The sequence below is a fragment of the Pseudomonas sp. S2_B07 genome (genome assembly GCF_054668435.1).
Genome location: NZ_CP162769.1, coordinates 2633559 through 2646575, shown reverse-complemented (window position 1 = coordinate 2646575; position 13017 = coordinate 2633559). Strand labels below are relative to the sequence as shown.

Annotated in this window: 16 protein-coding genes; 10 read left to right on the top strand and 6 right to left on the bottom strand. The window is 59.5% G+C overall.

Features of this window, described 5'->3' with window-relative positions; all coding sequences use genetic code 11:
• Positions 1 to 166 precede the first annotated feature (166 nt).
• Genes lptB through AB4N43_RS12290 form a run of 5 tightly spaced genes read right to left on the bottom strand, consistent with a single transcriptional unit; the run spans position 167 to position 3505 of the window.
• The gene (gene lptB / locus AB4N43_RS12310; protein WP_027924532.1) at positions 167 to 892 is read right to left on the bottom strand and encodes an LPS export ABC transporter ATP-binding protein; all 726 of its coding nucleotides are present in this window, start codon (positions 890 to 892) and stop codon (positions 167 to 169) included.
• Positions 892 to 1440 carry a lipopolysaccharide transport periplasmic protein LptA gene (lptA, locus tag AB4N43_RS12305; RefSeq protein WP_027924533.1) on the bottom strand — a complete coding sequence of 183 codons (549 nt, stop codon included), beginning with the start codon at positions 1438 to 1440 and terminating at the stop codon, positions 892 to 894. Before lptA ends, lptB begins: the two co-directional genes overlap by 1 nt.
• Entirely contained in the window at positions 1427 to 1999 is a 573-nt protein-coding gene (gene lptC / locus AB4N43_RS12300) for an LPS export ABC transporter periplasmic protein LptC (protein ID WP_027924534.1), read from the bottom strand. Before lptC ends, lptA begins: the two co-directional genes overlap by 14 nt.
• 7 nt (positions 2000 to 2006) lie before the next feature.
• Positions 2007 to 2531 (bottom strand): KdsC family phosphatase, encoded by a 525-nt coding sequence (locus tag AB4N43_RS12295; RefSeq protein WP_027924535.1) that lies wholly within the window; start codon positions 2529 to 2531, stop codon positions 2007 to 2009.
• Positions 2531 to 3505 carry a KpsF/GutQ family sugar-phosphate isomerase gene (locus AB4N43_RS12290; RefSeq protein WP_027924536.1) on the bottom strand — a complete coding sequence of 325 codons (975 nt, stop codon included), beginning with the start codon at positions 3503 to 3505 and terminating at the stop codon, positions 2531 to 2533. Before AB4N43_RS12290 ends, AB4N43_RS12295 begins: the two co-directional genes overlap by 1 nt.
• A gap of 277 nt (positions 3506 to 3782) precedes the next feature.
• On the opposite strand from AB4N43_RS12290, the gene AB4N43_RS12285 reads away from it, so the two are divergent.
• The 10 genes from AB4N43_RS12285 to hisC all read left to right on the top strand — a co-directional run bounded on the left by AB4N43_RS12285 (position 3783) and on the right by hisC (position 11719).
• Positions 3783 to 4592 carry an ATP-binding cassette domain-containing protein gene (locus tag AB4N43_RS12285; RefSeq protein ID WP_027924537.1) on the top strand — a complete coding sequence of 270 codons (810 nt, stop codon included), beginning with the start codon at positions 3783 to 3785 and terminating at the stop codon, positions 4590 to 4592.
• Positions 4592 to 5389: a lipid asymmetry maintenance ABC transporter permease subunit MlaE gene (gene mlaE / locus AB4N43_RS12280; RefSeq protein ID WP_027924538.1), complete on the top strand. Its 798-nt coding sequence runs from the start codon at positions 4592 to 4594 to the stop codon at positions 5387 to 5389. Before AB4N43_RS12285 ends, mlaE begins: the two co-directional genes overlap by 1 nt.
• Entirely contained in the window at positions 5389 to 5856 is a 468-nt protein-coding gene (gene mlaD / locus AB4N43_RS12275) for an outer membrane lipid asymmetry maintenance protein MlaD (protein WP_027924539.1), read from the top strand. Before mlaE ends, mlaD begins: the two co-directional genes overlap by 1 nt.
• 11 nt (positions 5857 to 5867) lie before the next feature.
• Positions 5868 to 6509, top strand: coding sequence for an MlaC/ttg2D family ABC transporter substrate-binding protein (locus AB4N43_RS12270; protein WP_027924540.1), 642 nt, complete (start codon positions 5868 to 5870; stop codon positions 6507 to 6509).
• On the top strand, positions 6506 to 6811 hold the full coding sequence (locus tag AB4N43_RS12265) for an STAS domain-containing protein (RefSeq protein ID WP_027924541.1): 306 nt from the start codon (positions 6506 to 6508) through the stop codon (positions 6809 to 6811). The genes AB4N43_RS12270 and AB4N43_RS12265 overlap by 4 nt, the downstream gene beginning before the upstream one ends.
• A 113-nt stretch (positions 6812 to 6924) precedes the next feature.
• Positions 6925 to 7164 carry a BolA family protein gene (locus AB4N43_RS12260; RefSeq protein ID WP_007912386.1) on the top strand — a complete coding sequence of 80 codons (240 nt, stop codon included), beginning with the start codon at positions 6925 to 6927 and terminating at the stop codon, positions 7162 to 7164.
• A gap of 22 nt (positions 7165 to 7186) precedes the next feature.
• Positions 7187 to 8452, top strand: a complete 1266-nt coding sequence (gene murA / locus AB4N43_RS12255) for a UDP-N-acetylglucosamine 1-carboxyvinyltransferase (protein WP_027924542.1) — start codon at positions 7187 to 7189, stop codon at positions 8450 to 8452.
• Positions 8453 to 8578: 126 nt separating this feature from the next.
• Positions 8579 to 9214, top strand: coding sequence for an ATP phosphoribosyltransferase (hisG, locus tag AB4N43_RS12250; RefSeq protein WP_007942738.1), 636 nt, complete (start codon positions 8579 to 8581; stop codon positions 9212 to 9214).
• 124 nt (positions 9215 to 9338) lie between these two features.
• A complete protein-coding gene (hisD, locus tag AB4N43_RS12245) occupies positions 9339 to 10664 on the top strand; it encodes a histidinol dehydrogenase (protein WP_027924543.1) in 1326 nt (441 codons plus the stop codon).
• A gap of 2 nt (positions 10665 to 10666) precedes the next feature.
• Positions 10667 to 11719, top strand: a complete 1053-nt coding sequence (hisC, locus tag AB4N43_RS12240) for a histidinol-phosphate transaminase (RefSeq protein ID WP_027924544.1) — start codon at positions 10667 to 10669, stop codon at positions 11717 to 11719.
• Between the two features lie 121 nt (positions 11720 to 11840).
• On the opposite strand, the gene algW is transcribed toward hisC, so the two are convergent.
• Positions 11841 to 13001, bottom strand: a complete 1161-nt coding sequence (algW, locus tag AB4N43_RS12235) for a Do family serine endopeptidase AlgW (RefSeq protein ID WP_027924545.1) — start codon at positions 12999 to 13001, stop codon at positions 11841 to 11843.
• Positions 13002 to 13017: the final 16 nt, after the last annotated feature.

Here is a 13017-nt window from a genome sequence, read left to right as displayed (position 1 = left end):
TTATTCGCCGGCGCACATGCGCCATCCACTACAGGGCGCCGGAGCGCCAAACATAAGCAAATTATATGCCTGAAACTGAAGTGTTTGCCTAGAGCGCTGTAACAATAAAAACCTGTTGATTTTTATCGTCGTAAGCGCTCAGTCGACTAGCCAGACACCTCAACGCTTACAGGCGGAACTCATGGCCCAGATAAACTTCTTTAACCAGGTCGTTGGCCAGGATAGTGGCGGAGTCGCCTTCGGCAATCAGCTGGCCATCGTTGACGATGTAGGCCGTTTCGCAGATATCCAGGGTTTCACGGACGTTGTGGTCAGTGATCAGCACGCCAATGCCTTTGGCCTTGAGGTGGTAGATGATCTGCTTGATGTCGCCGACCGAAATCGGGTCCACGCCGGCGAAAGGTTCGTCGAGCAGGATGAATTTCGGATTGGTGGCCAGTGCGCGAGCGATTTCCACGCGGCGGCGTTCACCACCCGACAGGCTCATGCCGAGGTTGTCGCGGATGTGGCTGATGTGGAATTCCTGCAGCAGGCTTTCCAGCTCTTTGCGACGCCCGGCCTTGTCGAGTTCCTTGCGGGTCTCGAGGATCGCCATGATGTTGTCGGCCACCGAGAGTTTGCGGAAGATCGACGCTTCTTGCGGCAGATAGCCGATACCGGCCTTTGCACGACCGTGCATCGGCTGGTGGCTGACGTCCAGATCATCGATCAGCACACGGCCCTGATCGGCCTGCACCAGGCCGACAATCATGTAGAAGCAGGTGGTCTTGCCGGCGCCGTTGGGACCCAGCAGGCCGACGATTTGACCGCTGTCGATCGACAGGCTGACGTCGCGCACGACCTGGCGGCTCTTGTAGCTCTTGGCCAGATGCTGAGCTTTCAGAGTTGCCATTACTGGGCCTTCTGCTCGTCGGTTTTCTTCTTCGGCTGGATCACCATGTCGATGCGTGGACGCGCCTCGGTGACCTTGTTGCCTGTCGCACGGCCAGCGCTCGCAAGCTTCTTGACTGTGTCGTAGACGATTTTCTCGCCCTGGGTGGTGTTGTTGTCCTTGTCGACAACTTTTGCCTTGTCGATCAGCACGACGCGGTTTTGCGCGGCGTGGTACTGGATAGTCACACCCCAACCCTGGACAGGCTTGGTGTCGCCAGCGGTCTGCAGTTGCTCGAAGTAGGCGAGGTTGCCCACCGAAGTCACCACGTCGATGTCGCCAGCCGGCGTACGAGTGATGGTTACGGTGTTGCCCTTAACGATCATCGAGCCCTGGGTGATGATCACGTCACCTTTATAGGTGGCCACGCCATTCTTGTCGTCCAGTTGGGCATCGTCGGCCTGAATGCGGATTGGCTGCTCTTGATCGTTCGGCAGAGCCCAGGCGCTCACGCTTCCCAGTGCTGCGCCCAGACTGAGCAAAATAGGGAGGGTTTTAACGAGCCTCATACTGTCCTCTTACGTTAGATAGCAGGTGTATCCTGCTTTCTTTCAAGTACGCTTTCATTCCGTTGCCTGTCGATACACCGCCAGCGCCGTCGATTCTAACGGGTTGGTCGGTCTGCGCATATTGCTGCTGCGGGAACACAGTCATACGGGTGGTGGTAATCAGGGTCCTGCGGTTCTTTTCGTCGAAACGGGTAATGCGTACCGAGTCGATCAGCTCGACCTGGGTGCCGTCTGGATTGACTTCCCCATGTTCGCTCTGGACGTGCCAGGGAAACTGGGTGCCGCGGAACATGTTCAGGTCGGGGTTGGTCAGCAGCGTGACCTCGGACACTTTCAGGTGTTCGACCTTGTCGGACGTCATTTCGTACTGCAATTTGCCGTCCGGCAGGTACTGCACGCTGTGGGCGTTGAGTGCGTAATAGTCGATCGCGCTTTCGTCGACAGGGGCAACTGTCTTGTCGAGAAAGCGTTCCGGGCTGATGTTCCAGTAGCCGACCGCAGCGAACAGCGCCGCGATGCAACTGAACAACAGGATGTTACGAAACTTTTTGCTCAGCATAATGGGCTCACAGGTACGCGGCGTTGGCCGCATCGAGGCGGCCCTGGGCGCGCAGGATCAATTCGCAGAATTCGCGAGCGGCACCCTCGCCACCACGGGCGACGGTAATGCCATGGGCGTTTTCACGCACGAAGCTGGCAGCGTTGGCTACCGCCATGCCCAGGCCGACGCGGCGAATCACCGGCAGGTCCGGCAGGTCGTCACCGAGATAGGCCACTTGTTCATAGCTTAGGTTGAGTTGGGCCAGAAGTTCGTCCAGTACCACCAGTTTGTCCTCGCGACCTTGATAAAGGTGCGGGATGCCGAGGTTTTTTGCTCGTCGTTCGACCACCGGGGTCTTGCGGCCGCTGATGATAGCCGTCTGTACGCCCGCCGCCATCAACATCTTGATGCCTTGACCGTCGAGGGTGTTGAACGTCTTGAACTCACTGCCGTCTTCGAGGAAGTACAGGCGTCCGTCAGTCAGCACGCCGTCGACGTCGAACACGGCAAGTTTGATCTGTTTGCCGCGTTGCAGCAGGTCCGAACTCATTACATTACTCCTGCGCGCAGCAAGTCGTGCATGTTCAAGGCGCCGACCGGACGGTCTTCGCTGTCGACCACGACCAGCGCGTTGATTTTGTGGTCTTCCATGATTTTCAGGGCCTCGGCGGCGAGCATTTCGGCGCGGGCGGTCTTGCCGTGTGCGGTCATGACCTGGTCAATGGTGGCGCTGTGGATGTCGATGCTGCGATCCAGTGTGCGGCGCAGATCACCGTCAGTGAAGATCCCTGCCAGCTTGCCGTCGGCTTCCAGAATGACGGTCATGCCCAGACCCTTGCGGGTCATTTCCATCAACGCGTCCTTGAGCAAGGTGCCGCGTTGAACCTGTGGCAGCTCTTGCCCGGCGTGCATGACGTTTTCCACTTTCAGCAGCAGACGCCGGCCCAGCGCACCACCGGGGTGGGAAAAGGCGAAGTCTTCAGCGGTAAAGCCGCGCGCTTCCAGCAACGCAACGGCCAGGGCGTCGCCCATGACCAACGCGGCAGTGGTAGAGGAGGTGGGTGCCAGGTTCAGCGGGCAGGCCTCGTGTTCGACGTGAACGTTGAGATTGACCTCGGCAGCCTTGGCCAGCGGTGATTCCGGGTTGCCGGTCACGCTGATCAACTGTATGCCCAGACGCTTGATCAGGGGCAACAGGGTGACGATTTCGTTGGTGGAACCGGAGTTCGACAGGGCCAGGATGATGTCGTCTCGCGTGATCATGCCCATGTCGCCGTGGCTGGCTTCGGCCGGGTGCACGAAAAAAGCCGTGGTGCCGGTGCTGGCCAGGGTGGCGGCGATCTTGTTGCCGATGTGCCCGGACTTACCCATGCCGACCACCACCACGCGGCCTTTGCTGGCCAGAATCATCTCGCAAGCGCGTACGAAATCAGCGTCGATGTGGGGCAGCAAGCCTTCTACGGCTTCCAGTTCGAGGCGGATGGTGCGTTGTGCTGATTGAATCAGGTCGCTGGATTGGCTCATGTCAGAAATCGTATAGCCTGATGAAAAGGCGGCGATTATAGCGGTAATGATCAAAACCCTCACGCTAGTTCGTCACGCTTTGTCATTCCCTGTAACCGAATCCCCTCTAAACAAGGCTTTTTGCCTGTCATGTTACTGAACATGGTCGGGCTTGGGCCTTGGGGGGCAGGCCTTTGCAGTGATATAGTTCGCCGCCAGTTCGGCCTGCCCGGGGAGGTATGTGCTTTCGTCAGAGAGCCAGGCGTCCGAGTGAGAGGCTGCATCGCAAGGAGTTTAGATGAGTGCCGATAACGCCTACGCGGTCGAGCTGAAGGGACTGACCTTCAAGCGCGGTACGCGCAGCATTTTCAATAACGTCGATATCCGTATCCCGCGCGGCAAGGTCACCGGCATCATGGGGCCTTCCGGGTGTGGCAAAACCACGCTGTTGCGATTGATGGGCGCACAATTGCGTCCCACCAAGGGCGAAGTGTGGGTCAACGGCCAGAACCTGCCCAAGTTGTCGCGCAGTGATCTGTTCGATGCGCGCAAACACATGGGGGTGCTGTTTCAGAGCGGCGCCCTGTTTACCGACCTCGATGTGTTCGAGAACGTCGCGTTTCCGCTGCGCGTTCATACCGAGCTGCCGGAAGAAATGATCCGCGACATCGTCCTGCTTAAATTGCAGGCCGTGGGCTTGCGTGGCGCCATCGACCTGATGCCTGACGAGTTGTCCGGTGGCATGAAGCGTCGTGTTGCGCTGGCCCGGGCGATTGCCCTCGATCCGCAGATCCTCATGTACGACGAGCCCTTTGTCGGCCAGGACCCCATTGCCATGGGCGTACTGGTGCGCCTGATCCGCCTGCTCAACGACGCGCTCGGTATCACCAGTATCGTGGTGTCCCACGATCTGGCCGAAACCGCGAGCATCGCCGACTACATCTATGTCGTCGGCGAAGGCCAGGTGTTGGGGCAGGGGACTCCCGCGGAACTGATGAACTCGCAGGAGCCACGGATCCGTCAATTCATGACCGGCGAACCCGACGGTCCGGTCGCATACCACTTTCCAGCGACGGATTACCGCGCAGATCTTCTGGGGAAGCGTTGATGCGCAAGATTTCATTAATAGAGCGCGTGCGCCGGTTTGGCCATGCCGCCATCGACGCGCTGGCGGTGTTCGGCCGCTCGACGATTTTCCTGTTCCATGCCTTGCTCGGTCGCGGTGGCATCGGCGGCGGCTTTGGCCTGCTGATCAAGCAGCTCCATTCTGTCGGCGTGATGTCCCTGGTGATCATTGTCGTCTCCGGCGTGTTCATCGGGATGGTGCTGGCGCTGCAAGGCTTCAACATCCTGTCCAGCTACGGCTCGGAGCAGGCGGTCGGGCAGATGGTTGCGCTGACGCTATTGCGTGAATTGGGACCTGTGGTGACGGCGTTGCTGTTTGCCGGGCGTGCCGGTTCGGCGCTGACGGCGGAAATCGGCAACATGAAGTCCACCGAACAGCTCTCCAGTCTGGAAATGATTGGTGTCGACCCGCTCAAATACATCGTCGCCCCGCGCTTGTGGGCCGGCTTCATTTCCCTGCCGGTGCTGGCAATGATTTTCAGCGTGGTGGGTATCTGGGGCGGTTCGTGGGTGGCCGTCGACTGGCTCGGTGTGTATGAAGGTTCGTACTGGTCGAACATGCAAAACAGCGTGACGTTCACTGATGACGTGCTCAATGGCATCATCAAAAGCATCGTCTTCGCGTTCGTCGTGACCTGGATCGCCGTATTCCAAGGCTATGACTGTGAGCCCACTTCCGAGGGGATCAGTCGTGCCACTACCAAGACCGTGGTGTATGCCTCTTTGGCTGTACTCGGCCTGGACTTTATTTTGACCGCCTTGATGTTTGGAGATTTCTGATGCAAAACCGCACCCTGGAAATCGGTGTCGGCCTTTTCTTGCTGGCTGGCATCCTGGCTTTATTGCTGCTGGCGTTGCGGGTGAGTGGTCTGTCCCCGAGCCCGAGCACCGACACGTATAAACTTTATGCGTACTTCGACAATATCGCCGGTTTGACGGTCAGAGCTAAAGTGACCATGGCCGGTGTCACCATCGGCAAGGTCACCGCAATCGATCTGGACCGCGACAGCTTCACCGGTCGGGTGACCATGCAACTGGAAAAGCGCGTAGATAACCTGCCGACCGACTCCACTGCATCTATCCTGACCGCTGGCCTGTTGGGCGAGAAATACATCGGTATCAGCGTGGGCGGCGAAGAAGCCTTGCTCAAGGATGGTGGGACCATCCACGACACCCAGTCGTCGCTGGTGCTTGAGGACCTGATCGGTAAATTCCTGCTCAATACCGTTAGCAAAGACGCCAAATGAGGAGCTTTTGAATGATCTCTACCTTGCGACGTGGCCTGTTGGTAGTACTCACGGCGCTGCCGTTGATGGCTAACGCCGTGGCGGCGCCTACCGCGCACGATCTGGTACAGGACACCACCAACCGGATGCTGGCCGATCTGTCGGCCAACAAAGAGAAGTACAAGCAGGATCCACAGGACTTCTATACGGCGCTGAACACCATCGTCGGACCTGTGGTGGATGCCGAAGGCATCTCCAAGAGCATCATGACGGTCAAGTACTCACGCAAAGCCACGCCGGCACAGATGAAAACCTTCGAAGAAAACTTCAAGAAGGGTCTGTTCCAGTTTTATGGCAATGCGCTGCTCGAGTACAACAATCAGGGCATCACCGTTGACCCGGCCAAAGATGAATCGGGCGATCGCACCAGCGTCGGCATGACCGTCAAAGGCAGTAACGGCGCGATCTATCCGGTGTCTTACACACTGGAAAAGATCAATGGCGAGTGGAAACTGCGCAACGTCATCATCAACGGTATCAACATCGGCAAGCTGTTCCGTGACCAGTTCGCGGATGCGATGCAGCGCAATGGCAACGACCTGGACAAGACCATTAACGGTTGGGCCGGGGAAGTCGCCAAAGCCAAGGCATCGACTGAGAAGCCAGCCCAATGAGTGTGTCGGCCATTCGCATGAGCGAGTCCGGCGAACTTCGGCTTAGCGGCATGCTGGACTACCTCACGGCCCCTGGCTTGCGCAAGCAGGGGCAGGCGTTGATTAAATCGAGCGCGGCTACCGAACTGGTGGTCGACTGCTCGGCAGTGTTGAAGTCCAGCAGCGTCGGATTGTCGCTGCTGCTGTGCTTCATGCGTGATGCAGAGGCGGCCGGCAAGGCGCTGAGCATCCGTGGGATGCCCGAAGACATGCGTGAAATCGCTCAGGTCAGCGAATTGACCGAGCTGTTGGCGCACCCCTGACCGCATCTATAAGGAAGCCCCCCGTCAGAGTCCTGCTTAGCGGGGTTCGCAGGCGCGGGGCTTTTTTGTATGATGTCCGACCCGTGCGCACAGGGCGCCGATTGAGGTTGAGCATGCAGGCCGTAGAAGTGAAGAGCTTCCTTGAAGGAAAGCTGCCCGGAACGTTGGTAGAAGTTGAGGGCGAAGGCTGCAATTTCCAGCTGAACGTGATTAGCGATGAACTGGCGGCGTTGAGCCCGGTGAAGCGTCAGCAGCAGATCTATGCCCATTTGAACCCATGGATCACCGATGGCAGCATCCATGCGGTCACTATGAAATTTTTCAGCAGCGCGGCCTGGGCCGAGCGCACCTGAGCCCAAGGGCGTCGAGATTCTTATGGATAAATTGATTATTACCGGTGGCGTTCGTCTTGATGGCGAAATCCGCATCTCCGGGGCAAAGAACTCTGCCCTGCCGATCCTGGCTGCCACCCTGCTGTGTGATGGCCCGGTAACCGTGGCCAACCTGCCGCACCTGCACGACATCACCACGATGATCGAGCTGTTCGGTCGCATGGGCATCGAGCCGGTGATCGACGAGAAGCTCAGCGTCGAAATCGACCCGCGCACCATCAAGACCCTGATCGCACCGTACGAACTGGTTAAAACCATGCGTGCGTCGATCCTGGTGCTGGGCCCGATGGTTGCCCGTTTCGGTGAAGCCGAAGTCGCACTGCCTGGCGGTTGCGCCATCGGTTCGCGTCCGGTTGACCTGCACATCCGTGGCCTTGAAGCCATGGGTGCGGTCATCGACGTCGAAGGCGGCTACATCAAGGCCAAGGCGCCTGAAGGTGGCCTGCGTGGCGCGCACTTCTTCTTCGACACCGTCAGCGTGACCGGCACCGAAAACATCATGATGGCGGCCGCTCTGGCCAAGGGCCGCAGCGTGTTGCAGAACGCCGCTCGTGAGCCTGAAGTCATCGACCTGGCGAACTTCCTGATCGCCATGGGTGCCAAGATCACTGGCGCCGGCACCGACACCATCACCATTGATGGCGTTGAGCGTCTGCACCCGACCACGTACAAAGTGATGCCTGACCGCATCGAAACCGGCACCTACCTGGTGGCGGCTGCCGTGACCGGCGGTCGTGTGAAGGTCAAGGACACTGATCCGACTATCCTCGAAGCCGTTCTGGAAAAACTCCGCGAGTCGGGTGCCGAAATCACCTGCGGCGAAGACTGGATTGAGCTGAACATGCACGGCAAGCGGCCAAAAGCCGTCAACGTGCGGACCGCTCCTTACCCGGCGTTCCCTACCGACATGCAAGCGCAGTTCATCTCCCTCAACGCCATTGCCGAAGGCACGGGCGCTGTGATCGAGACGATCTTCGAAAACCGCTTCATGCACGTTTACGAACTGCACCGCATGGGCGCCAAGATCCAGGTCGAAGGCAACACTGCCATCGTTACCGGCACCGAGACGCTCAAAGGCGCGCCTGTCATGGCCACCGACCTGCGTGCTTCGGCCAGCCTGGTGATCTCGGCGTTGATCGCCGAAGGCGACACGCTGATCGACCGCATCTACCACATCGACCGTGGTTACGAGTGCATCGAAGAGAAACTGCAGATGCTCGGCGCCAAGATCCGCCGCGTACCGGGCTAGTAGTTGCTGCATGGGCATAAGGACATGCCCGTTGAATTGTTGAAGTCGAGCCGGTTTCCGGCTCGATGTGTGTCCGGCGCCATTTGCGACCGGGCATGAGTACCTTGATAAGGACTGACGTTTCCCATGTTGACCATCGCACTGTCCAAGGGCCGCATCCTTGACGACACCCTGCCGCTTCTGGCTGAAGCGGGCATCGTGCCGACCGAGAATCCGGACAAGAGCCGCAAGCTGATCATTCCCACGACCCAGCCTGACGTACGTCTGCTGATCGTGCGCGCCACCGACGTGCCGACCTATGTCGAGCATGGTGCCGCGGACCTCGGCGTCGCCGGTAAAGATGTGCTGATGGAATATGGCGGCCAGGGCCTGTACGAGCCTCTGGACCTGCGCATTGCCCTGTGCAAGCTGATGACCGCCGGCCGTGTCGGCGATGTCGAGCCCAAAGGCCGTCTGCGGGTTGCCACCAAGTTCGTCAACGTTGCCAAGCGCTACTACGCCGAGCAGGGTCGTCAGGTTGACATCATCAAGCTGTACGGCTCGATGGAACTGGCGCCGCTGATTGGTCTGGCCGACAAGATCATCGACGTGGTCGACACCGGCAACACCCTGCGGGCCAATGGCCTGGAGCCTCAGGATTTCATTGCCGACATCAGCTCCCGGCTGATCGTCAACAAAGCTTCGATGAAAATGCAGCACGCCCGTATCCAGGCGTTGATCGACACCCTGCGCAAGGCAGTGGAGTCTCGACACCGCGGCTGATTCACCTGCGCGACGTTAAGTCGCGCCCGTCTATCCGCCTCATAGCCAGAATTCTCAGGTGCCCAAGCGGATCGATGGTAGCTTCGGGCACCTGAGTTTTTGCCATTCCTATGAGGCTCTCGCTATGACCGCACCGACTGCAATTCGCCGACTCAACGCTGCTGACCCGGATTTCGCACATCATCTGGATCATCTGCTGAGCTGGGAAAGTGTGTCTGACGACTCGGTCAATCAGCGGGTGCTGGACATCATCAAAGCCGTGCGCGAGCGTGGCGATGCGGCGCTGGTGGAATTCACCCAGAAGTTCGATGGCCTCGAAGTCGCCTCGATGGCCGACCTGATCCTGCCGCGTGAGCGCCTGGAACTGGCCCTGACCCGGATCACCGTGCCGCAGCGTGAAGCACTGGAAAAAGCCGCGGCCCGCGTGCGCAGCTACCACGAAAAACAGAAACAGGATTCCTGGAGCTACACCGAAGCCGACGGCACGGTGTTGGGCCAGAAGGTCACGCCGCTGGATCGCGCCGGTCTGTATGTGCCGGGCGGCAAAGCGTCGTATCCGTCTTCGGTGCTGATGAACGCGATCCCGGCCAAAGTGGCGGGCGTGACCGAAGTGGTCATGGTGGTGCCGACCCCGCGCGGTGAAATCAACGAGCTGGTACTGGCTGCGGCCTGCATTGCCGGCGTCGACCGCGTGTTCACCATCGGCGGCGCCCAAGCGGTTGCCGCGCTGGCTTACGGCACCGAAAGCGTGCCGAAGGTCGATAAAGTGGTGGGCCCGGGCAACATCTATGTCGCCACCGCCAAGCGTCATGTGTTTGGTCAGGTCGGTATCGACATGATCGCCGGTCCGTCCGAGATTCTCGTGGTGTGCGACGGCCAGACCGATCCGGACTGGATCGCCATGGACCTGTTCTCCCAGGCCGAGCACGATGAAGACGCCCAGGCGATTCTGGTCAGCCCGGACGCCGAATTCCTCGACAAGGTCGCCGCGAGCATCGCCAAGCTGCTGCCAACCATGGAACGCGCCGAGATCATCGAAACCTCGATCAATGGCCGGGGCGCGTTGATCAAGGTCCGCGACATGGAACAAGCCATCGAAGTGGCCAACCGCATCGCACCGGAACACCTTGAGTTGTCGGTCGCTGATCCGCAGGCGTGGTTGCCGCAGATCCGTCACGCGGGCGCGATTTTCATGGGCCGTCACACCTCCGAAGCCTTGGGCGACTACTGCGCCGGTCCGAACCACGTGTTGCCGACGTCTGGCACCGCGCGTTTTTCTTCGCCGCTGGGTGTGTACGACTTCCAGAAACGCTCCTCGATCATCTTCTGTTCCGAGCAGGGTGCGTCCGAGTTGGGCAAGACCGCTTCGGTACTGGCCCGTGGCGAGTCGCTGACCGCCCACGCCCGCAGTGCCGAATACCGCATCATTGACGACAAGCAGGGGAACTGAAGATGAGTAAATTCTGGAGCCCCTTCGTCAAGAGCCTGGTGCCTTACGTGCCGGGCGAGCAGCCAAAATTGACGAAACTGGTGAAGCTCAACACCAACGAAAACCCGTACGGTCCATCGCCCAAAGCCCTGGCGGCGATGCAGACCGAACTGAACGACAATCTGCGTTTGTACCCGGACCCGAACAGCGACCTGCTCAAGCAGGCTGTTGCCAGGTACTACGGCGTGCAAGGCAATCAGGTGTTCCTCGGCAACGGTTCCGATGAAGTCCTGGCGCACATCTTCCACGGTCTGCTGCAACACGATCAGCCGCTGCTGTTCCCGGACATCAGCTACAGCTTCTATCCGGTTTACTGCGGGTTGTATGGCATCAGGTTCGACGCGGTGCCGCTGGACGAGCAGTTCCAGATCAACCCGGCCGACTACGCCAAGCCAAACGGCGGGATCATCTTCCCGAACCCGAATGCACCGACCGGTTGCCTGCTGGCGCTGGACGCCGTTGAGCAGATCCTCAAGGCCAGCCCGGATTCAGTGGTCGTGGTAGATGAGGCCTACATCGACTTTGGCGGAGAGACGGCGATCACGTTGGTGGACCGTTATCCGAACCTGCTGGTGACTCAGACCCTGTCCAAATCCCGTTCACTGGCCGGCCTGCGGGTTGGCCTGGCGGTGGGGCATCCGGACTTGATCGAGGCGCTGGAGCGGATCAAGAACAGCTTCAACTCTTATCCGCTGGATCGCCTGGCGATTGTCGGGGCTGCGGCGGCGTTTGAGGATCGTGAGTACTTCGACAAGACCTGTCAGCTGGTGATCGAGAGTCGCGACAAGGTCGTCGGGCAACTTGAGGCGAAGGGTTTTGAGGTGTTGCCGTCGGCAGCCAACTTCATTTTTGCCCGTCATCCGAAGCACGATGCGGCAGGGCTGGCGGCGAAGTTGCGAGAGCAGGGCGTGATCGTTCGGCACTTCAAGCAGGAGCGGATTGCCCAGTTCCTGCGGATCTCCATCGGCACACCGGAGCAGAACCAGGCGCTGATCGACGGCCTCGGCGACCTCTAAACCACCACCACCCCTGTTGGAGCGTGGCTTGCCCGCGATGAACGATAACGCGGTGTACCTGATACACCGCGGTGTTGCCATCGCGGGCAAGCCACGCTCCCACAAGGGATCTGGAGGGCTGTTACTCTTCTTCTTTCTCTTTGACCGGTGCCGGTGGTGGGCGCAGGCCGATCTCGGCAGTGAGCTTCAGCTCCTTGCCATTGCGCATTACTTGAACCGTCACCTTGTCCGTCGGCTTGATCCGCGCGACCTGGTTCATCGAACGGCGACCATCGCCGGCCGGTTCGCCGTCGATGCTGAGAATCACATCACCCAATTGCAGGCCGGCTTTCTGCGCCGGACCGTCACGGAAGATCCCCGCGACTACAATCCCCGGACGTCCCGACAGACCGAACGACTCCGCCAGTTCCTGGCTCAACGGCTGCACTTCAATGCCCAGCCAGCCGCGAATCACCTGGCCGTGTTCGATGATCGACTTCATCACTTCCATCGCCAGTTTGACCGGGATCGCAAACCCGATGCCTTGCGAGCCGCCAGATTTGGAGAAAATCGCCGTGTTGATGCCGGTCAGGTTGCCATTGGCGTCCACCAACGCACCGCCGGAGTTGCCGGGATTGATCGCAGCGTCGGTCTGGATGAAATCTTCGTAGTTGTTCAGGCCCAGCTGATTGCGCCCGGTGGCGCTGATGATGCCCATGGTCACGGTCTGGCCGACACCGAACGGGTTGCCGATGGCCAGCGCCACGTCGCCGATGCGGATGTTGTCGGAACGGCCGATGGTGATTGCCGGCAGGGTCTTCAGGTCGATCTTCAATACCGCGAGATCGGTTTCCGGGTCGCTGCCGATCACGCGAGCCAGGGTCTCACGGCCATCCTTGAGCGCCACGACAATCTGGTCGGCCCCGGTGGTTACGTGGTTGTTGGTCAGGATGTAACCTTCCGGGCTCATGATCACGCCAGAACCCAGGCTCGACTCCATACGCTTCTGTTTGGGCGAATTGTCCCCGAAGAAGCGGCGAAACTGCGGGTCTTCGAACAGTGGGTGATTCGGTTTGTTGATGACCTTGGTGGTGTACAGGTTGACCACCGCAGGTGCGGCAATGACCACGGCGTCGGCATAGGACACCGGCCCCTGTTGCACACTGGTGGTTTGCGGTGCTTGCTGCAAGTTCACGTCGAGGCTCGGAAGCCCGACCCACTGCGGGTAACGCTGAATTATCAAAAGAGCGATAAGCACGCCGGCCAACAGCGGCCAGCCGGAAAAACGCAGCGCCTTGAGCATTAAGCACTTCCTGAAA